The sequence below is a fragment of the Arcobacter sp. AHV-9/2010 genome (assembly GCF_004116575.1).
GTDB classification, from domain to species: Bacteria; Campylobacterota; Campylobacteria; order Campylobacterales; family Arcobacteraceae; genus Aliarcobacter; species Aliarcobacter skirrowii.
On the sequence record NZ_PDKH01000003.1, the window covers coordinates 65,391 to 89,421 of the forward strand.

At 27.4% G+C, this 24,031-nt stretch carries 25 protein-coding genes; 4 read left to right on the forward strand and 21 right to left on the reverse strand.

Annotated elements, in window-relative coordinates; genetic code table 11:
- Positions 1-3: 3 nt before the first annotated feature.
- Positions 4-483, reverse strand: a complete 480-nt coding sequence (aroQ, locus tag CRU94_RS05925; RefSeq protein WP_129105877.1) for a type II 3-dehydroquinate dehydratase — start codon at positions 481-483, stop codon at positions 4-6.
- 73 nt (positions 484-556) lie between these two features.
- On the opposite strand from aroQ, the gene CRU94_RS05930 reads away from it, so the two are divergent.
- From CRU94_RS05930 to mnmA (CRU94_RS05945), 4 genes are read left to right on the forward strand one after another with little or no spacing between them, the layout of a single operon-like run.
- Positions 557-1,579, forward strand: coding sequence for a M24 family metallopeptidase (locus CRU94_RS05930; protein ID WP_129105878.1), 1,023 nt, complete (start codon positions 557-559; stop codon positions 1,577-1,579).
- Positions 1,580-1,597: 18 nt separating this feature from the next.
- Positions 1,598-2,074, forward strand: a complete 477-nt coding sequence (folK, locus tag CRU94_RS05935) for a 2-amino-4-hydroxy-6-hydroxymethyldihydropteridine diphosphokinase (RefSeq protein ID WP_129105879.1) — start codon at positions 1,598-1,600, stop codon at positions 2,072-2,074.
- Between the two features lie 21 nt (positions 2,075-2,095).
- Positions 2,096-3,199, forward strand: coding sequence for a tRNA 2-thiouridine(34) synthase MnmA (gene mnmA, locus CRU94_RS05940; protein ID WP_129105880.1), 1,104 nt, complete (start codon positions 2,096-2,098; stop codon positions 3,197-3,199).
- 11 nt (positions 3,200-3,210) lie between these two features.
- Complete coding sequence (gene mnmA / locus CRU94_RS05945; RefSeq protein WP_129105881.1) at positions 3,211-4,248, forward strand: tRNA 2-thiouridine(34) synthase MnmA; 1,038 nt, start codon at positions 3,211-3,213, stop codon at positions 4,246-4,248.
- Between the two features lie 28 nt (positions 4,249-4,276).
- Here mnmA (CRU94_RS05945) and CRU94_RS05950 read toward each other — a convergent pair whose 3' ends face one another.
- Genes CRU94_RS05950 through CRU94_RS06045 form a run of 20 tightly spaced genes read right to left on the reverse strand, consistent with a single transcriptional unit; the run spans position 4,277 to position 24,030 of the window.
- Positions 4,277-4,840 carry a flavin reductase family protein gene (locus CRU94_RS05950; RefSeq protein ID WP_129105882.1) on the reverse strand — a complete coding sequence of 188 codons (564 nt, stop codon included), beginning with the start codon at positions 4,838-4,840 and terminating at the stop codon, positions 4,277-4,279.
- Between the two features lie 29 nt (positions 4,841-4,869).
- Entirely contained in the window at positions 4,870-6,057 is a 1,188-nt protein-coding gene (locus CRU94_RS05955; protein WP_129105883.1) for an MFS transporter, read from the reverse strand.
- Positions 6,058-6,084: 27 nt separating this feature from the next.
- Positions 6,085-8,196, reverse strand: a complete 2,112-nt coding sequence (gene flhA, locus CRU94_RS05960) for a flagellar biosynthesis protein FlhA (protein WP_129105884.1) — start codon at positions 8,194-8,196, stop codon at positions 6,085-6,087.
- Positions 8,197-8,216: 20 nt separating this feature from the next.
- Positions 8,217-9,368: a flagellar hook-associated protein FlgL gene (flgL, locus tag CRU94_RS05965; protein ID WP_129105885.1), complete on the reverse strand. Its 1,152-nt coding sequence runs from the start codon at positions 9,366-9,368 to the stop codon at positions 8,217-8,219.
- Positions 9,365-10,672, reverse strand: a complete 1,308-nt coding sequence (gene fliI, locus CRU94_RS05970; RefSeq protein WP_129105886.1) for a flagellar protein export ATPase FliI — start codon at positions 10,670-10,672, stop codon at positions 9,365-9,367. The genes flgL and fliI overlap by 4 nt, the downstream gene beginning before the upstream one ends.
- Complete coding sequence (locus CRU94_RS05975; protein ID WP_129105887.1) at positions 10,669-12,669, reverse strand: tetratricopeptide repeat protein; 2,001 nt, start codon at positions 12,667-12,669, stop codon at positions 10,669-10,671. The genes fliI and CRU94_RS05975 overlap by 4 nt, the downstream gene beginning before the upstream one ends.
- 3 nt (positions 12,670-12,672) lie before the next feature.
- Complete coding sequence (flhB, locus tag CRU94_RS05980; RefSeq protein WP_129105888.1) at positions 12,673-13,719, reverse strand: flagellar biosynthesis protein FlhB; 1,047 nt, start codon at positions 13,717-13,719, stop codon at positions 12,673-12,675.
- Positions 13,720-13,727: 8 nt separating this feature from the next.
- Positions 13,728-14,477 carry a flagellar biosynthetic protein FliR gene (locus tag CRU94_RS05985; protein ID WP_129105889.1) on the reverse strand — a complete coding sequence of 250 codons (750 nt, stop codon included), beginning with the start codon at positions 14,475-14,477 and terminating at the stop codon, positions 13,728-13,730.
- On the reverse strand, positions 14,477-16,480 hold the full coding sequence (locus CRU94_RS05990; protein ID WP_129105890.1) for a flagellar hook-length control protein FliK: 2,004 nt from the start codon (positions 16,478-16,480) through the stop codon (positions 14,477-14,479). Before CRU94_RS05990 ends, CRU94_RS05985 begins: the two co-directional genes overlap by 1 nt.
- 7 nt (positions 16,481-16,487) lie before the next feature.
- The gene (gene flgC, locus CRU94_RS05995; RefSeq protein ID WP_066160488.1) at positions 16,488-16,955 is read right to left on the reverse strand and encodes a flagellar basal body rod protein FlgC; all 468 of its coding nucleotides are present in this window, start codon (positions 16,953-16,955) and stop codon (positions 16,488-16,490) included.
- 15 nt (positions 16,956-16,970) lie between these two features.
- Entirely contained in the window at positions 16,971-17,294 is a 324-nt protein-coding gene (gene fliE, locus CRU94_RS06000) for a flagellar hook-basal body complex protein FliE (protein WP_129105891.1), read from the reverse strand.
- Between the two features lie 12 nt (positions 17,295-17,306).
- Positions 17,307-17,687 (reverse strand): hypothetical protein, encoded by a 381-nt coding sequence (locus tag CRU94_RS06005; RefSeq protein WP_258237417.1) that lies wholly within the window; start codon positions 17,685-17,687, stop codon positions 17,307-17,309.
- Between the two features lie 10 nt (positions 17,688-17,697).
- Positions 17,698-18,519, reverse strand: coding sequence for a P-loop NTPase (locus tag CRU94_RS06010; RefSeq protein ID WP_129105892.1), 822 nt, complete (start codon positions 18,517-18,519; stop codon positions 17,698-17,700).
- 2 nt (positions 18,520-18,521) lie between these two features.
- Entirely contained in the window at positions 18,522-19,676 is a 1,155-nt protein-coding gene (flhF, locus tag CRU94_RS06015; protein ID WP_109065640.1) for a flagellar biosynthesis protein FlhF, read from the reverse strand.
- Complete coding sequence (locus CRU94_RS06020; protein WP_129105893.1) at positions 19,673-20,068, reverse strand: hypothetical protein; 396 nt, start codon at positions 20,066-20,068, stop codon at positions 19,673-19,675. The genes flhF and CRU94_RS06020 overlap by 4 nt, the downstream gene beginning before the upstream one ends.
- On the reverse strand, positions 20,052-20,429 hold the full coding sequence (locus CRU94_RS06025) for a hypothetical protein (RefSeq protein WP_129105894.1): 378 nt from the start codon (positions 20,427-20,429) through the stop codon (positions 20,052-20,054). The genes CRU94_RS06020 and CRU94_RS06025 overlap by 17 nt, the downstream gene beginning before the upstream one ends.
- Entirely contained in the window at positions 20,430-20,753 is a 324-nt protein-coding gene (locus tag CRU94_RS06030; protein ID WP_129105895.1) for a hypothetical protein, read from the reverse strand. It abuts the gene before it with no gap.
- A gap of 1 nt (position 20,754) precedes the next feature.
- Entirely contained in the window at positions 20,755-21,615 is an 861-nt protein-coding gene (locus CRU94_RS06035; RefSeq protein ID WP_129105896.1) for a FliM/FliN family flagellar motor switch protein, read from the reverse strand.
- Between the two features lie 15 nt (positions 21,616-21,630).
- On the reverse strand, positions 21,631-21,945 hold the full coding sequence (locus CRU94_RS06040) for a flagellin (RefSeq protein ID WP_129105897.1): 315 nt from the start codon (positions 21,943-21,945) through the stop codon (positions 21,631-21,633).
- Between the two features lie 57 nt (positions 21,946-22,002).
- Positions 22,003-24,030 (reverse strand): hypothetical protein, encoded by a 2,028-nt coding sequence (locus tag CRU94_RS06045; protein WP_258237418.1) that lies wholly within the window; start codon positions 24,028-24,030, stop codon positions 22,003-22,005.
- Position 24,031: the final 1 nt, after the last annotated feature.

A 24,031-nucleotide genomic window follows, 5' to 3' on the forward strand; every position in this document is an offset into this window, starting at 1 on the left:
AAACTATTTTTGCTCTTGTTGTTTTGCTCTTGCTTCATTTACAGCTTTTATCTCATTTACAATTTGAACTAAAGATATCATTCCTAAGTGGTAACCAAAAGCTCCAAATCCAGTGATTACTCCAGTACTTGCACCTGCAGTTACTGATTTTTGTCTAAACTCTTCTCTTTTATAAATATTTGAAATATGAACTTCAACAACAGGAAGATTAACGGCACTTAAAGCATCTTTTATTGCAATTGAAGTGTGTGAATATGCTGCTGGATTAATCATAATTGCATCAACAGTCCCTAAACACTCTTGAATTCTATCTACAATCTCACCCTCTAAATTTGATTGAAAAAACTCTAACTCAACTCCATTTTGTTTTGCAGCATTATTTAGTTGTTCGTGAATTTGATCCATTGTCATTCCACCATAAATATGTTGCTCTCTAATTCCTAACATATTTATATTTGGTCCTTGAATTACTGCTATTTTCATATTATTTTCCTTTTATTAATTTTGGGTAAGATTATATTTAAATTTTTGTTAAAGCTTACTATAAGGGATATTTGTGAATTTTATTTTAAAAAATGAGAATGCGATATATTATGAAGTTAATTTTTCTTGTGATAATGTAATTTTTTTGAGTTTAGGAAGTGAGAAGTTTTTTATTACAGATGCTAGATATACAATTGAAGCAAAAGAGTATGCTAAAAATTGTGAAGTTATTGAAAGTGCTAATCTAATTGAGAGTGCTAAAGAGATTTTGAAAAAAAATAGTATCAAATCTATAACTTTTGATCCAAATGATTTTACTTTTTTTGAGTATAAAAATATTATAAAAGATTTAGATATAAATTTTGTTGAAGAGATAAATTTTTCAAAAACAAAAAGATTAATAAAGAGTGATTATGAGATAAAACTTCTAAAAAAAGCATCATCTTTAGGAAAAGATGGTTTTAAAGAGTTTGCAAAATATATCAAAAATAGTGGATTTAAAAAGAGTGAAAAAGAGCTATATTTTAATGCTTACAAATTTATGAGTCAAAAAGGAGAGCTTGAAACCTCTTTTAATCCAATTGTTGCAATAAATGAAAATGCAGCAAAACCTCACGCACTTGCTACCAATAAAAGATTAAAAAAAGATGACCTAATTTTAGTTGATGCAGGAGTTAAATATAAAAGGTATTGTTCTGATAGAACTTGTACAAGTGTTGCAAATTTTGATAACTTTAATTTTGAAAGAAAGCAAACTTTTAAGAATAAAAAGCATCAAAAAATATATGATATTATATTAAAGGCTCAAGAAAAATCTATAAAAGAGGCAAGAGCTGGAATGAAAGCATGTGAAGTTGATAAGATTGCTAGAGATTTTATCTCTCAAGCTGGTTATGGAAAATATTTTGTTCATAGCACTGGTCATGGTGTTGGACTTGATATTCATGAGTTTCCAAATATAAATAGCAAAAATGAGCTTATAATTGAAGAGAATATGGTATTTACAGTAGAACCTGGAATTTATATTCCAAATGAGTTTGGTGTAAGAATTGAAGATACAGTTTATATAAAAAATAACAAAGCTGAAATTTTATAAAGATAAAAAGAGAGAAATTTGAAAAAAAAATTATCGCCTAGTTTAACACTTTTTTATACACCAAATTTTCCAAAAATTTTTAATATTAGTTCAAACAAAAAATATATTGTAACTATAGGAATTGGCGGGAATATTGGAGATACAAAAAAAATATTTGATAAATTAATCTTATGTTTAAAAAAAGATTCAAGATTTACTTTACTTAAAACTTCTCCTCTTTTAAAAAATCCTCCATTTGGTTTTTTAGAACAAAGTGATTTTTTAAATGGTATAATTCGTCTTCAAACAGATCTTTGTGCATTTGAGTTTTTACAAGCTATGCAAAGATATGAAAAAAAATTTGGAAGAAAGCGATCCTTTCAAGATGCGCCTAGAACCTTAGATATAGATATTATATTTTTTGATAAAAAAAAGATAAACTCAAAAAATTTAATTATACCTCACAAAAATTGGGCAAATAGAGAGTCAGTGATTATTCCTTTAAAATATATATAAAAAACTTTTTAAAGGTAAAAAATGAACAAAAATAAAAAAGTAGTTGTAGGAATGTCAGGTGGAGTTGATTCATCTGTTACAGCCTTATTGTTAAAACAACAAGGATATGATGTTGTTGGACTATTTATGCGAAACTGGGAATATGGAATAAAAGGTAGCCAGTGTCCTAATCGTATAGAGTTTGAAGATGCAAAAAAAGTTGGTGCATTAATAGGTATTGAAGTATTAGGAAAAGATTTTGTTAAAGAGTACAAAGATAGAGTTTTTGATATTTTTTTAGAGGGTTTAAAACAAGGTCTTACCCCAAATCCAGATATCTTGTGCAATAAAGAGATAAAATTTAATGTATTTTTAAATGAAGCAAAAAAAATGGGTGCAGAGATGATTGCAACTGGTCACTATGCAAAAATTGCAAAATACAAAGATCATTTTGTACTAGATACTCCAAAAGATAGTTCAAAAGATCAAAGCTATTTTTTACATGCACTATCAAGTGAACAACTATCTCATGCTATGTTTCCACTTGGAGATTTAACAAAAAAAGAGGTTAGAGAGATAGCAAGAGCTCATAATTTACCAGTTAGTGATAAAAAAGATAGCACTGGAATTTGTTTTATTGGAAATCAAAAATTTGATGAGTTCATTACTCAACATCTTAAAGCAATTCCAGGTGATATTATTGATGAAAATGGAAAGGTTTTAGGAAAGCACAAAGGTTTAGTATGTTACACATTGGGTCAGCGAAAAGGTATAGGTCTTGGTGGAGTTAAAGGCAATGAAAATGAAAACAACACCCACAAACCTTGGTTTGTAGCTTCTAAAGATGTAGTAAATAATACACTAACTATTGTTCAAGATACAAATCATCCTCTTTTAATGAGTAAAACAGTTGAAGCAAAAAAGATGCACTGGGTATTAGAAGAGACACCAAAAGTTGGGGATAGACTAATGGCACAAGTTAGATATAGACAACAAAAACAAGCTTGTACAGTAGTTGAGGCAAATAATGAAACAGTAGTAGTTGAGTTTGATAATCCTCAAAGAGCTGTAACACTAGGTCAAAGTCTAGTTTTATACTCTGGTAATTATTGTCTTGGTGGTGGCTTTATAAGTTTTTACAAATAAAAAGGTAAAAGATGAGTAAACAAAAAGTAATGGTAGGAATGAGTGGAGGAATTGACTCATCAGTTACAGCTTATATCTTACAAAAAGAGGGATATGAAGTTGAAGGAGTTTATCTAAAACTTCATAATAGAACAGATGGTTACCATGAATCAAATTTAAGTTATATTGATGGAGTTACAAAATTTTTGGGTATTAAATACCATATTTTAGATTTATCGCAAAAATTTAAAAAAGAGGTTTATGACTACTTTGTAAACTCTTACATAGATGGAACTACTCCAAATCCATGCGTAAAATGTAATAAACAGATAAAATTTGGTGCAATGCTAGATTTTGCGAAAGAGCAAGGAGCTTCATTTCTTGCAACTGGTCACTATGTAAAAACTGATGGTAACTTTTTCTATGTTGCAGATGATTTATCAAAAGATCAAAGCTATTTTCTGTCGCAAGTTCCAAAAAATGCACTTGCTTATATGATGTTTCCACTAAGTAACTATAAAAAAGAGGACATCATAAAACTTGGAGCAAATTTAGATGTTGCATATAAAAAGATAACTGAAAAAAATGAGTCTCAAGAGATCTGTTTTGTTGAGTCAGTTTATACTGATGTTGTAAAAAAACATGCAAATATAGATATAGAAGGTGATGTTTTAGATGAAAATGGAAATGTAGTAGGAAAACATAAAGGTTATGCACACTATACAATTGGAAAAAGAAAAGGATTTAGTGTAAAAGGTGCTCAAGAGCCTCATTTTGTTTTAAAATTAAATCCAAAAAACAACACTATTGTTGTAGGAAAAAAACCAGCTTTAGAAGTTAATGAAGTTGTTGGAGAAGAGCTTAATCTCTATATTGATGATAAAAAATTCTCATGTGGTGTAAAACTAAGATATAGGTCAACAACAACTCCTTGTGATGTTGAGATTATTAATGATAAAGCAATTATAAAATTAAAAGAACCAGCTTTTGGAGTTGCTAGTGGGCAGTTGGCTGTTTTTTATGATGGAGATAGAGTTTTAGGAAGTGCTTTTATAAAAAGTGCAAAATAGTTTTTGCTAAGTATAAAACTTAGCAAAATTATAAATCTACCATAGCTTTAAAAGTAATTCCAGATCTTCCAATACTATCTATTTTTGTATGGTTTCTTTCATTAATTCTGCTATCTTCAATAAATTGATAATCTATTTTTAAAATAACAGGTGTTGTATCCCCATCTACTTTATATGTATCATAATAGCTGCAAAAAAGTGCTGTTTGAGTTGAGCTTATCATTGGTGGATAATCTTCTAACTCTTTTTTAACTTCAATTTGAAACTTCTCTATTTCACTCTCACTTTTGCAAAGTGGTGTTGCACACTTTTGAACAAGTTCTACATTTTCTTTGTTTGGAAAACAGATAGTTGCTTTTTTTGTTTTAAGAATATTTGCTAAGCTATCTTTTAAACTTCCATCATCTTTTTTCCCAATTGCCACAATTACAAGTGCTGGATTTGTAGAGATTGGAATAAAATATGAAAAAGGTGCTGCATTTAAAACTCCATCATCTTCTGTAACAATCCATGCAATTGGTCTTGGAACTATACTTCCAGACATGATTTTGTATCTATCTAAATCATTTACATTTTTATAATCAAGTACCATAATATTCCTTTTGAAATTTTGTCTTTATTTTAAGATATTAATGCTTTTATCTTAGTATAGTAAAAAGCAAAAAGTATAAATGCAAATCCTAAACAAACTGTAATCAGCGTTGTAGTTATAATATGTGCCATAAAACCTATAAACAAAGTTGTTAAAACATTAACAAACATAAAAAACATATCATTGTATGAAATCACTCTTCCTATATATTTTTTATCGCAATAATTTTGTAAAAGAGCATAAGTGTATGACCATAAAAATGCTGTACTAAATCCTACAAAAAATAGTGCTACAAGTGATAGATAAAAATCACTTTGCACAAATGCCCAAACTATAATTGTAAGACCTTGAAATGCAAGTAGATATTGAAGATTTGATTTATTTATAATCTTATTTAAAAATAGTGGTCCAATCATAAGCGCAACTGCTCTTACACTATTTGATAATCCAATTGCTAAAGGAACTGCAATTAACTCTTTGTACTCATTTTTTGCCAAAATTGTAATTAGTGCATCATAAGATGTTAATCCAACACTTGCATGAAGAAAAATCAGATGCAAAATAATTTTATTTTTTTTAATATATCTGAAACCATCAAGCATTAACTCTAAAATTTTCTCTTCAACTTTTTTGTACTCTAAGTTTATTTTAATTGGTAAAAAAACCATAAATGCTAATATAAAAATAATAACATCAATTAAAATAGCTGTTTTAACTCCATATAAATTTACAATAAATCCACTAGCAGCCATTCCAACTGCATATGTAAAAGACCAAATAATTGATTGAATCTCATTTGCAGTTTGAAGCTCTTTTCCACTTGCCAATTTTGCTAAAAGCGACATTTCACTTGAAAAAAACATTGAAGCTGCACTCATTCGTATAAATATAATTATTAAAAGTAACCACAAATCACTAGCATTTGAAATCAATAAAAAACAGGCTGTCATACAGAGTTCTATAAAGAGCAAGGTAACCATTAAAGGTTTTATTCTTACTCTATCAATAACTGCTCCACTAAAAGGGGCTATTAAAATTGCTGGTAAAAAATGCATAGCTGTAACAATAGCAATTGCAAGTTCACTTGAACCAAAATCAACAACCATTGTATATATTGCAACTGTAGAAAACCATGCACCAAACGATCCAATAAAATTAACTAAAGATAGTCCTCTAATAATTGGATTATCTCTTAAAAAAGTAAAATAGTATTTCAAAAAATTCCTTAAAAAGTATAAAAAAGATTAGAACTCTAAAGTTCCTTCAATAGCAAAATTTGCTTTAGAATCAAGCTCTGCATGAGATAAAACTGGAATTACCATCCCAAATTTCTCATATATCTCAGAGACTCTTTTTCTTAAAACTGGATCAACAACCATAGCTATTTTTGAGAAACCTTTTTTCTCAACACTATCAATTAGCTGTTTTGTTTTTGTTACAAGATTATTAATTTCTGCGATACTAAGCATTAATTGACTAGCTCCATGATTATCTTGAAGCTTACTAATAAAGTGTTGCTCAAGTTCTGGTTTAATTGTAACTATATGTAAGACTCCATCACTATCTTTATATTTTTGAGTAATAAGTCTATATAGCTTTGCTCTAACATGCTCTAGTAAAATCTCTGGAGCTTTTGTAAACTCAGCAATATCTGCAACTGCTTCAATGATTGTTAGCATATCAATAATTGGTATTTTTTCATGAAGTAAATCTTTACAAACTTTTAATAAACTTCCATAAGATGCAACTTTCATAGCCTCTTCTACAACAATTGGGAAATCTTTTTTCAATCTATCAATAATATCAACAATATCTTGTCTAGTTATAATATCTTCAGCATGTTTTCTAATAATTTCAGATATGTGAGTAGAGATAATTGTTGGAGCATCAACAACTGTAAAGCCTTTCATTAAAGCCTCCTCTTTTAACTCTTTTGCTATCCAAATTGCATCTAAATTAAAGACTGGCTCTTTAACTTTTATACCATTTAGCTTCTCGTTTGCTAATCCACCCATTGCTAAAAGTTTATCAACTTCAATTCTTCCTTTTACAATTGGTATTCTTTTTAGATAAAATTGATACTCATTTGCTCCAAGATTTGTATCATCTGAGATTCTTATTTGTGGAATTATAAATCCAAGCTCACTAGCAATATTTTTTCTAATTGCTTTTATCTTATCAAGAAGCTCAGAGTTTCCTTGAACAAGTTGTAGAAGTCTAATTCCAAGCTTCAACTCCAAAACTTCAAGCTTCATAACTGTTTCAATACTTTGACTCTCATCCATAGCAGCCTCTTTTCTCTTCTGCTCTTTAAGTTCAGCTGGTTGTTCAATTTTTTTAGCAACTGGAGCTTTAAACATTCTAGTTACAATATTATCATCACCTCTATCAATCATTATAATTGTATAACCTAAAGCTATTAATAAAATTCCCATAAAAGATAGAATACCTGTAGGAAAGCCTGGAACTAATGAGAAAAGAATAAGCCCAATACCAACTAAAATCAAAGATTTTGTATCTTTCATTAATTGGTTTACAGCTCTTGTTGCAAATCTCTCTTCATCTGTATTTGATCTTGTTATTATAATAGCAGTTGCAGTTGATGTTAAAAGTGCTGGAATTTGGCTTACAAGCCCATCACCAATTGTTAAAATTGTATATATATTTGAAGCATCTCCTGCACTTAAACCATGTTGGAAAATTCCAATTAAAAGACCACCAATAATATTTACAATTGTAATTATAATACCAGCAATGGCATCACCTTTTACAAACTTAGAAGATCCATCCATAGCCCCATAAAAGTTAGCTTCTGTTATAAGTGCTTTTCTTCTAATTTGTGCCTCTTTATCATCAATAAATCCAGCATTTAAATCAGCATCAATAGCCATCTGTTTTCCAGGCATTGAGTCAAGTGTAAATCTAGCAGTAACCTCAGCAACCCTTGTTGCCCCTTTTGTTACAACCATAAAGTTTATTAAAACTAATATTATAAATATTACAATTCCAATAACCATGTTTCCACCAACAACAAACTCACCAAATGCACTAATTATTGTACTAACAGCTTCAGGACCATTATGACCTTCACTTAAAATTGATCTTGTTGTTGCAATACTAAGTGCAAGTCTGAAGATAACAAGTATTAATAAAAGTGTTGGGAAAGTTGTTAAATCAGCTGGTTTTTGAATATATAAAGATATTAAAAGTATAAGAAATGACAAAGCTAAAGATAGTGATATAAAAAAGTCAATAGCTGTTTGACTTAAAGGTACAATTATAATTGCAAGCATTGATAAAAACAGTGCTACTGCAATTAAATCCCTAGAGAATAAATTTTTAAGACTAAATTTCATATATCACTAAATTAGCTAACTTATCTCATAAAATTAACTAAAGATAATTCAAATGTTTTATTTACCGTTGAATACATAGCTGTATATGAAATTTCTAAAGACTTTAGTTGCATAGCAACATCTGTTAAATTTGAACTACCTAATTCCGTATCTACAATATTAAGTTGAACAATTTTTGAACTTAATCTATCCAAAGCAGTTTCAAAAGTTTTATTTCTACCACCCAAATCTGCATGAGCTATAACAGCTGCATCGTAAACTTTTTTTATATCATCAACAGCTTGAGAGATTCCCTCTCTTCTAAAAGCATAATTAGCAGCCTCATCAGCTGGAAATGCTGGATTTCCTAAGTCATCTAATCCTCTTAAACTCTTAATAGCATCATCTAACATATCAAAAGTGTTTCTTCTTGCATCAAATCTAATACCATCACCTAAAGCTGTTAAATCTACAGTATATTCTGAAGCTGGTGGAACTGGTGGAACTGCTGTTAAAATCTCTTTTGAACCATCCCATCTAGTCTTTTCAATCTGGTTTGTCGCTGTATCTAAAACCCACTCATTTCCATCTTGATCAACAATTTTATCACCCTCTTTAAATGTTAATGTTCCATTTGCATAAGCTGTATTTGCAACAAAAGTTAAAATATCAATACCATTAACTCCTCTGTCATGATACGAACCATCATCTACTGCCATTTTTCTCAATTGTGAATCTCCATGGTATGTTACTTTTCCATTTGTATCCATTGAGAAGGGTTTTACAGATGCATCACTTCCCGCAAATAGATATTGACCCTCTGTTTGAGTATTTCCTAAATCCATTAAGCTTTGTTTATAACCAACTAATTGTTGAGCAATCGCCTCTAGTCCTTCAACTCCTGTTGTTGAAGTATTTGCCTTAATAAGCTCCTCATTTATTTTATCCATTATTTTTTTGATTTCGTTTATAGTACTATCTGAATTATCGTTTAAAACTTTTGCTCTATTTAGTTGATTAACTATACCCTCATTTAATCTTATTTGATCTTGAGTATGAACCAATCTTCCAAAAGTAACAGAGTCATCACTTCCGTACTGAAGCTGTTTTCCACTCATTTGAAAATTTAATTTTGCTTGATATTTATCCAAATTTCCTAATCTATATGTTGTTGAATCTATACCAGATATCATAATAACACCTTTTTTAAATTTGCGACAATCTCATCAAAAGAGTAGTTTTCTAAAGTTCCCTGAGTAAGAAACTCTCTTGCTTTTTCCCTTTTTGATATTGCGTTGTCAAGTTCTAAATCAGCACCTTTTTTATATGCACCAACTCTAATTAAAACTTCGTTCTCTTTTATTAGAGATAATACTCTTTTTAACTTTAAAAAATCATTATAATGATCTTTTGTAACTACCTTGTCTATAACCCTAGAGGCTGATTTTAATATATTTATTGGGGGATAAAAACCCTGCTCTGTTAAATCTCTTGTTAATACAATATGTCCATCTAAAATAGATCTGCTTTGATCTGCAATTGGATCATTCATATCATCTCCATCAACTAAAACAGTAAAAAAAGCTGTAATTGAGCCTTTACTACTATTTCCAGCTCTCTCCATAAGTTGTGGTAAAAGTGCAAAAACAGATGGCGGATAACCTCGACTTACAGGTGGCTCTCCAGTACTTAGCCCTATCTCTCTTTGAGCCATAGCAAATCTTGTTACACTATCCATCATAAGTAGAACATCATGACCTTTGTCTCTAAAATATTCTGCAATTGCCATAGCTGTAAATGCACCATATTTTCTCATCAAAGCTGATTCATCTGAAGTTGCAGTTACAATAACAGTATTCTCTAAATCATTATCTAAATTATAGTGAATAAATTCAGGTATCTCTCTACCCCTTTCACCAATTAATGCTATTACTTTAATTGTAGCTTCACAACCTTTTACTATCATTCCCATAAGTGTAGATTTTCCAACTCCACTTCCAGCAAAAATACCAACTTTTTGACCTTTTCCACAAGTTAGCATTGAGTCAATTGCTTTAACGCCTGTTGCAAATTTTTTATCTATAATTCCTCTTTCAAGTGGAGATATACTCTCTTTATTTATAGGGCAACTTGTATCAATATCTCTTATTTTTCCCTTATCATCAATAGGCTCACCCAAAGCGTTTACAACTCTTCCTAAAAGTCCATTACCACACTTTATGTTAAGTCCATCTCTTTGTAAAAAAACCTTATCATTTACCCTAAATCCATCAACAAATGAAAAAGGAACTACAATAAATGAGTTAGCATTTAACACTGTAACCATTCCTAAAACAGAATAAAGTTTCTGTTCTGATTCAATTCTTACAATATCACCAACAGCAACATCAAGTCCAGTTGCACTAAGTGTTATTGAAGAGATATTTGTAACTCTTCCAAAAGCAATATTTAAGTTTGATGAGTTGATTTTATTTAATATATCATCTAAATTATTCAATTCATACTCTCACACATTGTTTTATATAAATTATCCTCTAATTTTATATCCTTGCACTTTTGTAAAAATTCAAATCTATTTTCATTATCTTTAAGCTCTTGATATAAATTTGCAAGTTCATAATAAACTCTAACTTCATCCTCTTTTTTTATATTTCTTGTGTGCAAAAGAGCATCTTTTAGATTTTTTATAGCTAGCTCATAGTTTTTACTATCTTTTGCTAATTTTGCTAACTCTAGTTCTACAACTGGTGAATATACAAAAACTTTAAAACTATTTTGAAAATTATTTAAATCTTCAAGAGTTTTATTAGCACCTTCTTCATCTTTTATCTTCTTTAAATACATATATAAATCATAATAAAAATCTATAATCATAGGATTATTTGAATTTGCTTCAACAATTGAATTATTCTTTAAATTATCTTTTAAAAATCTATCAAAAAGAACAAAATCATTTTTCTCTTTTAAAACCTGATATTTAGTAAAGAATTCATCCTTTAAAAGCTCAATATTTTTACTATTAGAGATTTTTGAAGAGTAATAAACAGCATCATCAATCTTTCCTATTCCAAAAGCAATATTCTCTAAAACAAAATATATATTCTCATCTTTTGTCTCTTTTAAAATATCTTTTAACTGCTCGTAAGTTTGTTCATCAGGTTTCTCTTGTATACAAGCTATTAAACCATTTTTTAAAAGCTCATCATTTAAAATTTGTACAAATATATCTCTTTTTGTATCTTTTAATAAGCTTCTTAATTTCTCACACTCTTTTTTTGCAATATAATCTTTGATTAGCTCTAAATAAGCACTATCAATCATATCTTCAAGATTATTTATATCAAATCTTTTTTGTATCGATTTTGGAATTTTTTTATAGATATCTTTACCTCTTACTATATCTTCATACTTTTTATCATCGCTATAGTTTAAGAACTCTTGCAATATAGCTTTTTGTTGCATTGTCTCATCTTGAGTATATTCATGTGAAATTTCAGTTGGTTCAACCTCTCTTTTTCTCATTTTTATCTCATCATAATAGATTTTTGAATCTTTATATAAAGGATCCTCTTTATTTCCATCTACTAAACTTTTTAATAAAACTTTTGCAATATTCAAAGAAGTTGTATCACCTCTTTTATATAAATTAAGATAAATATTTGCTAACTTATATTTAGTTTTATTCAAAATATCACTATTTTTAGAGTTAAGAATAATATCTTGTAAAATTTTTATACCCAAATCATCCATTCCAATTTTAAAAAGCATATCAGCTTTGCTATTTGCTAATATAAAATCATTTGAATAAAAAGATGGTGTTAGATTTAAAATTTGCTCCATAGCACTTCTTGCTTCGTCTGTTTTACCAGAAAGCAAATAGAGATCAAAAAGTTCATTTGCAATATTTGAAGCTTCATTTCTATCATTTGTTAAATTTAAAGCTTCATATAAAACCTTTTCAGCATTTTGATAATTTTTCTGATATCTATATATTTTTGATTGAGAAATTTTACCTCTTATTTTAGCTTTTTGAGTATCAAATATATCCACTAAAGTTTTTGAGTAATATCTAGCTTCATCAATCCTATTTATTGAAAGTTTTAATTCAACCAAAAGCAAATATGCTTGAAGTAGATTTTCTTGATTTACAGTTCCATCATTTACAGCTTTTTCCAACTCATTTGTTGCATCATTTAATATCTTTTTTGATTGAAATTTCAAAACTAACTCTGAATATAAAAGTAAAATATCTGTTTTTAAAATAGATATTTTATTACTATTTTTTATCTCTTCAATTTTTTCAAAAGCCTCTTTTGGTTTTCCTTCATAATAAAGCTCTCTTGCTTCATCAATTCCATCAAGAGTTGATAAAATTTGCTCTTTAGTTGATTCTGGTATTTGTTTACCTTGAGAACCTATAAAACTATAATAAAAATCTCTACTATTTGCATCTAAAAAGCTAATAAGCAATAGAAAAATAAAAAAAACTCTCAAATTTTACCTTCTCTTCTTTAAGTCATAAATATATGTGAAAATCTCTGCAACAGCTTTATAAAACTCATTTGGAACCTCTCTATCCAAATCAATTTGATCATACAAAGCTCTTGCCAATGCTGGATTTTCAACTATCGTGATACTATTCTCTTTTGCTACCTCTTTTATTCTAAGAGCTAAAAAATCTATCCCTTTTGCAATAACAATTGGAGCTTGATTTTTACTACTATCATACTTTAATGCAACAGCGTAGTGTGTTGGATTTGTTATTACAACATCAGCTTCAGGAACACTACTCATCATTCTTTTTTGAGCCATTTGCATCTGAATTCTTCGTATTCTTCCTTTAACCTGAGGATCTCCCTCCATATTCTTATACTCATCTTTAATCTCTTGCTTACTCATTCTCAAAGATTTTATATAATAGTGTTTAGAAAAATAGAAATCTATTATAGCAAATATTATGATAATAAAAAGAATTGTAAAGATAAATATAATTGATAACTCAATAATTATATCTATGGTAGCATTAAGTTCTTTATCCATCATTCCTAAAAAATCTTCATATGTTAAAGCAAACAAAACAAACATTACAATAACAATTATTGTTAATTTTAGTGTTAATTTTAATGCCTCTAATGCTTTTTTTAAGCTAAAAACATTTTTAATACCTTTAATAGGATCTAACTTTTGTAAATCAAATTTTAGTGGAGTTGATAAAAAACCAAACTGCATCCAATTTCCTATTAGTGCTATTACGAAGATAAATAAAAAAATAGGCATTAATGCTTTCATTAAAGTCATTGATACTGCATAGGTAATTGTAAAATAAGTTGCGCTTGTTAACTCTTCAGTCATAAATCCATATATATATTGCATTGTCTTTTTTATTTCAAAAAAGAGATGATCTGAAAAAAATATTAGATAAATTGATCCCAAAGTTAAAACAGCAGCACCAACTACCTCTATAGATTTACCAACATTACCTTCATTTCTAGCATCTTCTAATTTTTTGGATGTTGGTTCTTCAGTTTTTTCATCATCAGCCATAAAAATCCTTATTCAAACTTATCAATAAAATAGTTTACAAATGCCTCATTTAAAACTTCTAAACCAAATATTAAAAATATAAATATTAAAGCAAACTTTAACTGAAATGTAATAATAAATGGTGAAAATGCTGGCATCGATTTTGTACCATAACCATAATATACATCCATAATAAATCCGATAAAAAATAGAGGAAAAGCAAAAATAAATGCAAAAGCAAACATTCTTGAAATTTCACTAATGGCTATCTCTATTCCATTAAAACTAAAAATATTAAAAGCTCCCAAATGAACCATTGAAAAACTTTTTGCTAACATTACAAGAGTAGATTCATAAAGTCCTGCTTGAAAAAAAACCATTAATGCTATCCAAAAAAGAAGTTTTGAAACCAAACCCTCTTGAGAACCAGTTGCTGGATCAAACATCATAGCCATAGAAAGAGCTGTTGCATATCCTACAAACTCTCCAATAATTCTAACAGCTGAAAACATAACATTAAATAGCATCGCAGCTATAAATCCTAAAGTAATCTCAGTTAAAAGTGCAAGAATAAAACTATTCTCATCTATATACTCAAACTCACCAACAAAAGGAAATAGAAAAATTACTAAATAAAAAGCAAATGCTACTCTTATTGTTACACTAATAGCAGCATGTCCAAAAACTGGCATAAAAGCAACAAAAGATACAACTCTTGCAAAAAGTAATAAAAATTTAAAAACTACAGCAGAGTTTAATAAAGAGAAAAATTCTTCCATTACATATAATCATTTTTATCTTCAAAATCTCTATTTTCTTCTTTAAGTTTTAATATAGTCTGAGTATCTTTGCTACTATTTTGTCTATTTTTATTTGAAGATTGTTCTTTTGAAGATGAGTTATTATCTCCTTGATTAAAATCTAAATTAAAACTTGAAGAGTCACTAAAAGTTTTTATTAAAGAGCTTCTTAACATATTTTGATTTTCCATTAAGAGCTCTAGAGTTGTTAAACTTGAAACACTAAGAGTAATATTTAAACCACTAAGTCTATCATGCTTCATTAAAACAGAAATTGTCCCCATATCCTGTGGATTAATATTTATTCTAAAAGCAGTAACAGGTGGCTTATAATTTTCATACATCTGTCTTGCAATATCAGACATCATAGATGACATTTGCTGTCTTGCTGCAACAATTTTTGCTGAAAATTGATTTGTTAAAGAGTTTGTTACATCAATTGTAACATCATCTGCTATATTTAGACTATTTTCTAAAAGTGCATTTGAAGCTTCAATTGAGTTTGTTATTAGGTTTCTAACATCAACACTTCTTATATTTTTTTCATTTAAAAGTGTATTTAAAATAGTTTTTCTCTCTAAACTCTTTTTATCTTCAAGCTCTAAATTTTTTAAACTATCTTTTGTTATCTCTTTTGATACTTCAAGCTCACTTGCTTTTAAATCTAAAATTTGAGCACTATGTTTTATATCTTCAATACTTTTAGCACTCTCTAAAATATTTATTGCCTCTTTTTTATTAGATAAAAGTTGCTTTTCAACTCTACTTATCTCTTCACTAACAAATTTATTGTTAGCTATTTTTTCGGAACTTATTTCAATATCTGTAAGTTTATTTGAATTTTCCAAATTTTTATCACTATTTTGATTACTATTTTGATTACTATTTTGAGATATTAAAGTATCCATTAAACTAGGTTTTTTAAGCTCTTCTAAACCTTTTTTAGGCGAATCTACTAATATAGAATCAACTTGCTTATTTTCTAAAGATTTTAAATCATTTATAATTGGTTCTTCTGTTATGTTTTTTTCTATTTTATTTTCAACTAAAATAACACTATTTGTTTTATTTGTTTCTACTACTAAACTATTTTTTTCTATTAATTTATCCATTAGAGAACTCTTTTCATTCTCTTTTAAATCTTTTGATATTTCTTCTAATTTTAAATTATCTTTATTTATAGTATCTTCTATAAAAATTTCTGTACTATTTTTTATTACCTCATCTTTACTATTTTCAATAACAAGCTCATCAATTTTTTGATTATCTATTTTAGTTGATACACTATCTTCTTTATTAATCTCTTTAGATATATTTAAACTATCTTCAAAATTATCTATACCATCCTCTAGAGTTTTTAACTCTTTTGTATTATCTAAACTTAGCTCTTTAGAAAAAAATTGTTCTTCTTGTTGATTATCTATTTTTAAAATATCTGTTTGAGATTTTTTTGTATCACCTTTTATACTATTATCAAAATTATTAGAGATATTTTCTACTCTTATATTTAAATCTCTTTTTTGAGTATTATCACTATTTTTTACCTCTAAAATCATTCTATCTAATAAGCTATTTTTATTAACAAAATTATTATTATCTTTTGAGGATTTATTATCTTTTTTAATATCTAACTCTAAATTTTTATCCTCTTTTTCTACTTTTTCAAAATCAGTTGTTTTATCATCATCTAAATCTATTTTAATACTATTTTCAGCACTATTTGAAATATCTTCATCTAGTAAAATATCTGCTTTGTTTTCGATATTTTGCTCAGTTACTATATTATCTTTTGTATTTTTATTTTTAAGTTCAAGATTTTTATTTTCACTATTTTCTAGCTCTTGATTATTTTTAACACTGTTTAAAAGTGTATCAAATAAGCTTGGTGCAGTTTTTATAGAATCATTTTTTAAGTTATTAGATGCTTTATTATCACCATTTGATTCACTAGCTTGAGAAGATAAATCTATTAAAGTTGTCATTTAACTACTAATTTCCATTTAATATATCAAGAGTCTTTGTATCAATTCCTCTGTGAGTATTAAAAGCTGTAACATTTGCTTCATAAGATCTCATTGCTTCAATTAAATCAACCATCTCAACAACAGGATTAATATCAGGATATGCAACATAACCTTTTTCGTTTGCATCTGGGTGTGTTGGATCATATCTTAAAACTGGAGGAGCATCTGATTTTATAATCTTTTTAACTCCTACTGCTCTAAGACTTAACTCCGAATTTGTAGAGTTTGTAACTTCAATATCATTTGAGTTTGTTTTTTTATTTTTGTTTGCTAAAAGTACATCTTCAAAAAGTACAACTTGCTTTTTATATGGTCCACCTTCAGCTGTATGAGTAGTTTTTGCATTTGCAATATTTGCACTTGTTACATTGATTCTTGTTCTTTGAGCACTCATTCCAGAAGTTGCTACATTATATCCATCAAAAAATCCCATATAATCCTCCTAAACCTAAACTTGCATTCTCATAATCTCTTTATATGCATTTAAAGCTTTATTTTTTACCTCTAATCCTAGTTTCAAACTAAGTTCAGCCTCTTCAATTCTTTGAACAGCTTCTTGTAGATTTTGAACCTTACCAGTTGCAATATCTCTCATTGAGTTATAACCTTGTATTTGAGTATTATTTACATCATCAACTGCATTTTGAAGTAAATCTTTAAAAGATTTATTTGCATAGTTACTATCTACTTGATTTGTTGCTGTTGCACTATCTACAGCATTTCCTGTCACTTGTTCAAGTGGATTTAAAAAATTTACTGAACCTATTTGCATACTCTATTCCTTTTATTTATTCTCTTCTAAATTTTGAGAACTGTTTACTTCAGAAGCAATCTCTTTCTCTTTAATTTCTAACTCATCTTCCTCAACATAATCTTCGCTTTTAAATTTATTTAATAAAAATCCTATTTTTTCTTCATTATATTTAATATCAAAATCTTCTACTTTTTTATCTAAACTAAAGTTTCTAACTATAAAAGAAAAAATAATATGTGAAGCTCCTCTTAAAAAAAGAGTCACAAGAATAGCACCAAAAACTATCTCTATTGGTGCAAAAAGTTGGCTATTTAAAATAAAAAATATTAAGGTTGCACAAAATCCAACTGCAACATAAAGCTTAAAAATTCCAGTATTTATTAGATTTTGAGAAAATCTTTCAACTACCAAAGCTATTCCTTTATTTAAGATTTCTTAAAATATTTTTTGCAACTTCAACAAATCGCATAGATACATCATCCCTTGGAAACTCTTTCAAAAAAAGTTTTCTAGTTCTAGCAACAGATGATATCATAGAACTATTTGGAATGTTTCCTATATATTTTATCATAAAATTCTCTTTTAGTCTATTTTTTCTAGCAAGAGTTATTAAAGAGTTAGTAACATTTTTTCCAATATTATCACTTCTTGTATGATTAAAGCATAACATCAACTCATCTTTATCTAATGATAAAAGTTTTATAAGTGAGTAAACATCAGTTAAAGCACTTGGATCTGTTGATGTTATTGCTAATATATTTGTAGATACTTGCAAAAACTCTTTTACATAATCATTTAATCCAGCACCTGTATCAACTATTAAAATATCAAAATAGTTTAAAGCTAAAATATCATTTATCAATCTTGAAAAAACAAAACTACTATTTGTATTACTATATTGGTAACCACTTTTACCAGCAATTAAATATAAATTTGAATATTTAGTCTCCAATATGACATCTTGTAAACTATTTTTACCATTTACATAATCAAAAAGAGTAAGTTCTGGTCTAATATCAAATAAAACTTGCATATTTGCCAAACCAATATCAGCATCTAAAACTGCTGTTTTAAAACCTTTTGAGGAGCAAAAATATGCCAAATTTGCACTAAAAGTAGATTTTCCAACTCCACCTTTACCAGATGTTACTGTTAAAAGTTTTGTTTTTGTATTTACTCTATCCTCAATATTTTTTGTAAGATTTATTAGATTTTTTGCTTGAGATAGTTTTTCATCTAGCATTATTAACTCCTAATAAACTCTTGCTTCATAAAACACTCTATTAAAAATGTTGCATCTGCTGGAATTAAATCATCTGGAACATTTTGTCCAACAGAGAAGTATGTTATAGCTTTTTTTGTCTTATGAGCAAATGTTATAATATTTCCAAAACTTCTTGTCTCATCTAGTTTTGTAAAGATTAAATTATCTATATCTAAAATTGAGTAGTTTTTATAAACTTCCAATAAATCGCTATGTTTTACATTTGATGGAAGTACCAATGTCTTTTCAATTGGCAACTCATCAACTTGTTTTCTATACTCATTTAAAAGCTCTATTTTATCAATATCATATTGACTTGAACCTGCTGTATCTATAAAAATATAACTACACTCTCTTAATCTAAAAAGTGCTTCACTTAAATCCTCTGGTCTTTTTACAACTTCTAAAGGTATTCTCATGATATTTGTATATGCTTGAAGTTGCTCTATTGCGCCAACTCTAAAAGTATCTAAAGTTACAATTCCAACCTTATAATTTTGCTCCATTTTATATGCAAATCTTGCTGCTAATTTTGAAATTGTTGTAGTTTTTCCAACACCAGTTGGTCCAACCATCATCATTATTTTTCTCTGCTCTTTTCTAAGGGGTGATTCTATTTTTATAGGTATCACTTTTCTTAAAATTAATTTGAAAAAATCATTTACCTTTTTAGAGTTTACTTTTAGTGCAACAGGTAACTCTTTTATAGTTTTTTTCATAATAGAGTAAGTCATCTCACTATCAAACTCATTTTTCTCAAATATTGTATAAATATCAATAAATTCAGGTGGAATAGTTAAATCAAAAAGTTGAGACTTTGGTTTCCAAAGAGTTTTTTGAACTTGCTCAAGAAGATTTTGCATCTTTAAAATCTCTTCTCTATAATCATAAACTTGAGCTTTTAATGGTTGATTATCATGACTACTTGCTTTTGTAATAGCTACTTTTGTAAACTCTTTATTTTGCATGATTGTCTCATCTTCTAACATAACAACAACTTCATACATTCCTTTATCATAAGGAGTTTTACCTTCAACTTTCTTTGTAGATATTACTATTGCATCTTCACCACACTTTTTTTGTGCTTCTCTTAATGCTTCTGCTGGTGTTTCTCCCAAAAATGAGTATTTATTCATCTTAATCTTCCATCTTTATATATCTGTTCTACTTGTCCATCAAGGTTTTTAAATCTTATAAACTCATCATTTTCATAGATTATTTTACCTTTTTTCTCTATTTTTACTCCGCCAAAATTAAATATAATTGTGTAATCTTCAAATAACTTCACACTTCTTAAACAAAGAACACTATTTTTATTTATATAATGAGTTGCTATATACTCACCATCTTCAATCTCTTTTTTTGTCATAGGAGTACAAGTTCTAGAGACACTTTCATACTCTTTCTCTTCCAATTTAGAAATTGTTATTTTCTCATCAAGTTTTATTGCATCTTTTGTTACTAAAACTGTTATTGCACTAAGAGAGTTAAAGAATATTAAACTTAAAAAACTAAGCCTTAATATCAAAAATCTGTCCCCCCGCTTTTTGACTAACCTCTTCTACTAATCCTTTATACATCTGCTGAATAGGTAAAACGATATTTGCTAATTTCTTATTTAATTCGTAAAGCTCTTTTAAATTCTCTTCAAGAAAATCTACTTTTTCTCTATAAATATTTACATCAAAATTTGCTTGTATTAACTTTGCAAGTTCATTATTTAAATCTACTTTTTTTTGCATAATCTCATTTATGATATTATGTTTTGCCTCATTTCTTTTAAAAAGTTCTTCATTTTTACCTAATTTAATATCAGCAATATCTTGAATAATTGCCTCTTTTAAACTTTTTATCTCTTCATTCATACTATTTAAAATATTATCTACCATCTATAGTACCTGCTCTTTTTTATTATTTTGTGATAAAAAGTTATATAACATATCACTTATTCCAAAAGTTCCACTACTATGATTTGCAATTGATTCTAAATACATCCCTTTTATAATATCACTTCCAGCACCACTTCCAGCAATTGAGTTGTTTCCTTGAAGAGATGTTGATAAAATTTGATTTAAAAAAAATGCTTCAAACTCATTACTTACTTCTCTTAATTTTTTATCTTCTACAAGGCCTAGTTTATCTTGATTAATATTTTCAAATTTATTTGTTTGTAGAATATCTTTGTTGTATAAATTACTTGTATTAATTTCCATATTAGAGTCCTATTTTATCTAGTTGCAAATCTTCATTTACTATTCTTCTTATCTTAATACCAAATTTTCCTTCAACAATAACAGCTTCACCTTCACCAATTTTTACACCATTTATTAAAATCTCTAAAGGCTCATTTACCATCTGCTCAAGCTCAATTATCTCACCAACATCCCATCTTAAAATATCTTTTAATAAAACTATTTTTGATCCTAATCTAACACTTAATTTTAATTTAACATGATATAAAAGTTCTAAATTTTTTGAAGGATTTGATATAGTTTGCATAGATTTAGAGTTTTGTGCAACAATAGGAGCTTCAGCTGCTACAGATGAACTCTTAACTGATTCTTTTGCACCTGTTATTGAAGAGAAAAATGGAGATATTATTTTATCAAAAGATAAAATAACTGGATTTTGCTCGCCATCTAAAGTTGTATTAAATATATATAACTCTTTATCCTTTAAAACAGCTACATCAACTACCTTTATACTTTTTATTTCAACTTTAACTCCCGATATATCAGCTAAACCTTGAGCATTTGAAGCTGTTGCAAAACTTCCAGAGATATTTGAAACTATCTCATTTACAGCATCAGTAGTCTCATCATCTATATCTTGTTTTAAATCTCCCATTCCACCTAACATAAGATATTCAAATTTAGTAGCACTAGAGGCTGGGATAAAAAATGTAATTCCACTTTTTATATCTTTAAATTCAACCTTTACATCACACTCAATAAAAGATGATTCTAAAAGATCTTCTAACTTTTTTATTCCCTCAACTTTAGCTTTTTTTCCTAAAAGTTGCTCTAATGTATTTGTAAGTTCATTTTTAAATACTTGTGATAAATCTGATGCCAATTTATATGCCTTATATTAATTTTTTAATGTTCTTTGAAGCTCTTCAATTAAAAAAGCTTTTATCTTCATCATATCTTCCGTAGGATATTTATTTTCAATGCTACCTCTTGTAACTTTTACAAAAAAATCTTGTGAATCTTTATTGTAACCAAACTGTACATTATCTAATATAACTTCATTTAGTTTACTATTTGGATCTATAGGTAGATTTTTTTTATACTCTTCATCCTCTATAACTTTTTCTTTTTCATCAACACTACTAACCTCTTTTGATTTTAAAGTGTAATTCTCTTTTGCTAAATCAATTTGTGCAGTTCGTCCTATCTCCATTTGTTATCCTTGAATAAAGAAAATTGAAATTATTATAACAAAAATTTTCAAATAGTACTATAAAGAGAGCATAAATTCATCAAAACCAATAATATCAAAACTTATAAATTGATTGTTATATGCTTTATTTAAAAACTGTATTGCAGCATTAATATTTAAAGTTTGAATCAGCTGAATAGCTGTTAAAAAATCTGTATCTGTATCATTATAAAATGCTTTTATAAGTGTAATTTGAATAGAAGCTTCCTCTCTTCTTTGAGCTTCTAAATAGGATGCAACAAGCAAATACATAGTAAATCTATTTTCAATATTATATTCATTTTTTAATCTATTTAATATGTTTATAGACTCATTAGCTTTACTTAAGTATAGACTTGAATAAGCATTTGTAAGTAAATATAAAGGAGAGTTATCTTTTGGTATATAAAAATCTGCTCTACTAAATATACCTAAAGCTTTTAAAATATCAATATAGTAAAGTGAAGTTATTAAAGAGCTATTTAAAAAATTATTATTATATTTTAATGGTATTGTATCTTGCATTCTTGAAAAATATTTATAATCATCTTCAGTTTTTGTTTGTTGAACTAATTTTAGTAAATATATAAAAGAGTCTTTTTCCCACTCTATTAAAAGAGGATGATCTGCTACATATTCGTTATTTTCAAGCTTTTTTAGAAAATCTAAAGCTTTAAAAAATAGTGTAGTTTGTAAATATGGTTCCTCTTTATTTTCAAAGCTTATATCAACATAAATACTATATAACTCTTTTGCAAAGTAGTTATACAATCCATCACTACTTTTTATTCTCTCTTTAATCAACTCTTTTTGCTTATCATCCATTGATTTTGAAACTTTATTTGATGTTATTAGATACATAACAGCATATAACTTATTACCTGGACTTAATTTGTAAGCTTTTTCAAAATATTTATATGCATTTGATAAATCTTTAATTTGAGCGAAAGCTAGTGCTAAATTATAGTAGTTGTATGCTTTTGAGTTTTCATTTAACTCATTTTTTAATTGATCTATTCTTACAAAAGGGTCATTTCTAATAGCTTTTATAAAATTTATATTATAGTTAAACATAGCCTCGAGACTCTCTAAGCTACTTTTATCTTTTGATACCATACCTTTTACAGTATCATACATTAACTCTTTTGAATCAGAGAAGACAAATGGTGCAAAATAGTACAAGTAGTCTAATTTTCTCTCTTCATCAAATTTTAAAATAGATTTTAAATAATCACTTGATGAGTATAAATCTTTATTAAAATATATTTCAAAAGGTAAATTTATATGTACTTTATAGTCACTTCCTCTTTTATTTATCTTCTCTAAAATCTCTTTTACATCATCCAGTTTATTTAGTTTTAAATTTACAAAGACACTAAACCAATATATCTCATCTAATCTATTTTCATCTTTTTGGGTATCAATTAATTTTTTTAAAATTATATCAGCTCGTAGTAGATTATTTTGTTTAATATATACAAGAGCTTTTTTTAAATCAAGTGAATAACTCATAGCATTTAAAGCCCCTAAAGCATTATCATAATCTTTTACCATTAAATATCTATTTGCAAGCTCTTCTAAAATAATATCTTTTATATTTAATATAATCTCACTTTGATTTTTTAGTTTATCGCTATTTTGAAAAATGGTTACCAAATCTATCATATATTTATCATCTGAAGTAAGAGTAAATAGATAGTAACAAGAGGCTATAAAAGCATATGGTTCATTTAATAAGTTTGATTTTTTTGAGTATATTTCAGAAAAAAGAGTTATTGCTTCCTCTTTTTTATTATCTTTTAAAAGTATTATTGCCATATTTAATAAAGATGGTATTTCATACACTACTTTTGTCTTCTCAAAAATATCATAAGCCTCTTTATATCTTTGTTTATTAAAGAGTAAAACTGCTTTATTAAACTCATTTGATACTTCTAACTCATCTAACTTATCAAGTTCAAAAATAATTTGTGGTTGTGATTTTAATATGTCGTTTGCATATAAAATATTACTTATTAATAAAATTGTAAGAAATATTTTATATATAAATTTATTCAAAAAAAACATC

What these genes read in the sequence shown, in the direction of transcription:
- CRU94_RS06040 (WP_129105897.1), bottom strand. Translation starts at nt 21,945, where the DNA reads ATGGAGATAGGACGAACTGCACAAATTGATTTAGCAAAAGAGAATTAC.
- CRU94_RS06030 (WP_129105895.1), bottom strand. Translation starts at nt 20,753, where the DNA reads ATGGAAATTAATACAAGTAATTTATACAACAAAGATATTCTACAAACA.
- flgL (WP_129105885.1), bottom strand. Translation starts at nt 9,368, where the DNA reads ATGATATCTGGTATAGATTCAACAACATATAGATTAGGAAATTTGGAT.
- fliE (WP_129105891.1), bottom strand. Translation starts at nt 17,294, where the DNA reads ATGCAAATAGGTTCAGTAAATTTTTTAAATCCACTTGAACAAGTGACA.
- flhB (WP_129105888.1), bottom strand. Translation starts at nt 13,719, where the DNA reads ATGGCTGATGATGAAAAAACTGAAGAACCAACATCCAAAAAATTAGAA.
- mnmA (WP_129105881.1), top strand. Translation starts at nt 3,211, where the DNA reads ATGAGTAAACAAAAAGTAATGGTAGGAATGAGTGGAGGAATTGACTCA.
- mnmA (WP_129105880.1), top strand. Translation starts at nt 2,096, where the DNA reads ATGAACAAAAATAAAAAAGTAGTTGTAGGAATGTCAGGTGGAGTTGAT.
- CRU94_RS05950 (WP_129105882.1), bottom strand. Translation starts at nt 4,840, where the DNA reads ATGGTACTTGATTATAAAAATGTAAATGATTTAGATAGATACAAAATC.
- flhF (WP_109065640.1), bottom strand. Translation starts at nt 19,676, where the DNA reads ATGAATAAATACTCATTTTTGGGAGAAACACCAGCAGAAGCATTAAGA.
- aroQ (WP_129105877.1), bottom strand. Translation starts at nt 483, where the DNA reads ATGAAAATAGCAGTAATTCAAGGACCAAATATAAATATGTTAGGAATT.
- CRU94_RS06045 (WP_258237418.1), bottom strand. Translation starts at nt 24,030, where the DNA reads ATGTTTTTTTTGAATAAATTTATATATAAAATATTTCTTACAATTTTA.
- flgC (WP_066160488.1), bottom strand. Translation starts at nt 16,955, where the DNA reads ATGGGATTTTTTGATGGATATAATGTAGCAACTTCTGGAATGAGTGCT.
- CRU94_RS06010 (WP_129105892.1), bottom strand. Translation starts at nt 18,519, where the DNA reads ATGCTAGATGAAAAACTATCTCAAGCAAAAAATCTAATAAATCTTACA.
- CRU94_RS05990 (WP_129105890.1), bottom strand. Translation starts at nt 16,480, where the DNA reads ATGACAACTTTAATAGATTTATCTTCTCAAGCTAGTGAATCAAATGGT.
- flhA (WP_129105884.1), bottom strand. Translation starts at nt 8,196, where the DNA reads ATGAAATTTAGTCTTAAAAATTTATTCTCTAGGGATTTAATTGCAGTA.
- CRU94_RS05985 (WP_129105889.1), bottom strand. Translation starts at nt 14,477, where the DNA reads ATGGAAGAATTTTTCTCTTTATTAAACTCTGCTGTAGTTTTTAAATTT.
- CRU94_RS06025 (WP_129105894.1), bottom strand. Translation starts at nt 20,429, where the DNA reads ATGGTAGATAATATTTTAAATAGTATGAATGAAGAGATAAAAAGTTTA.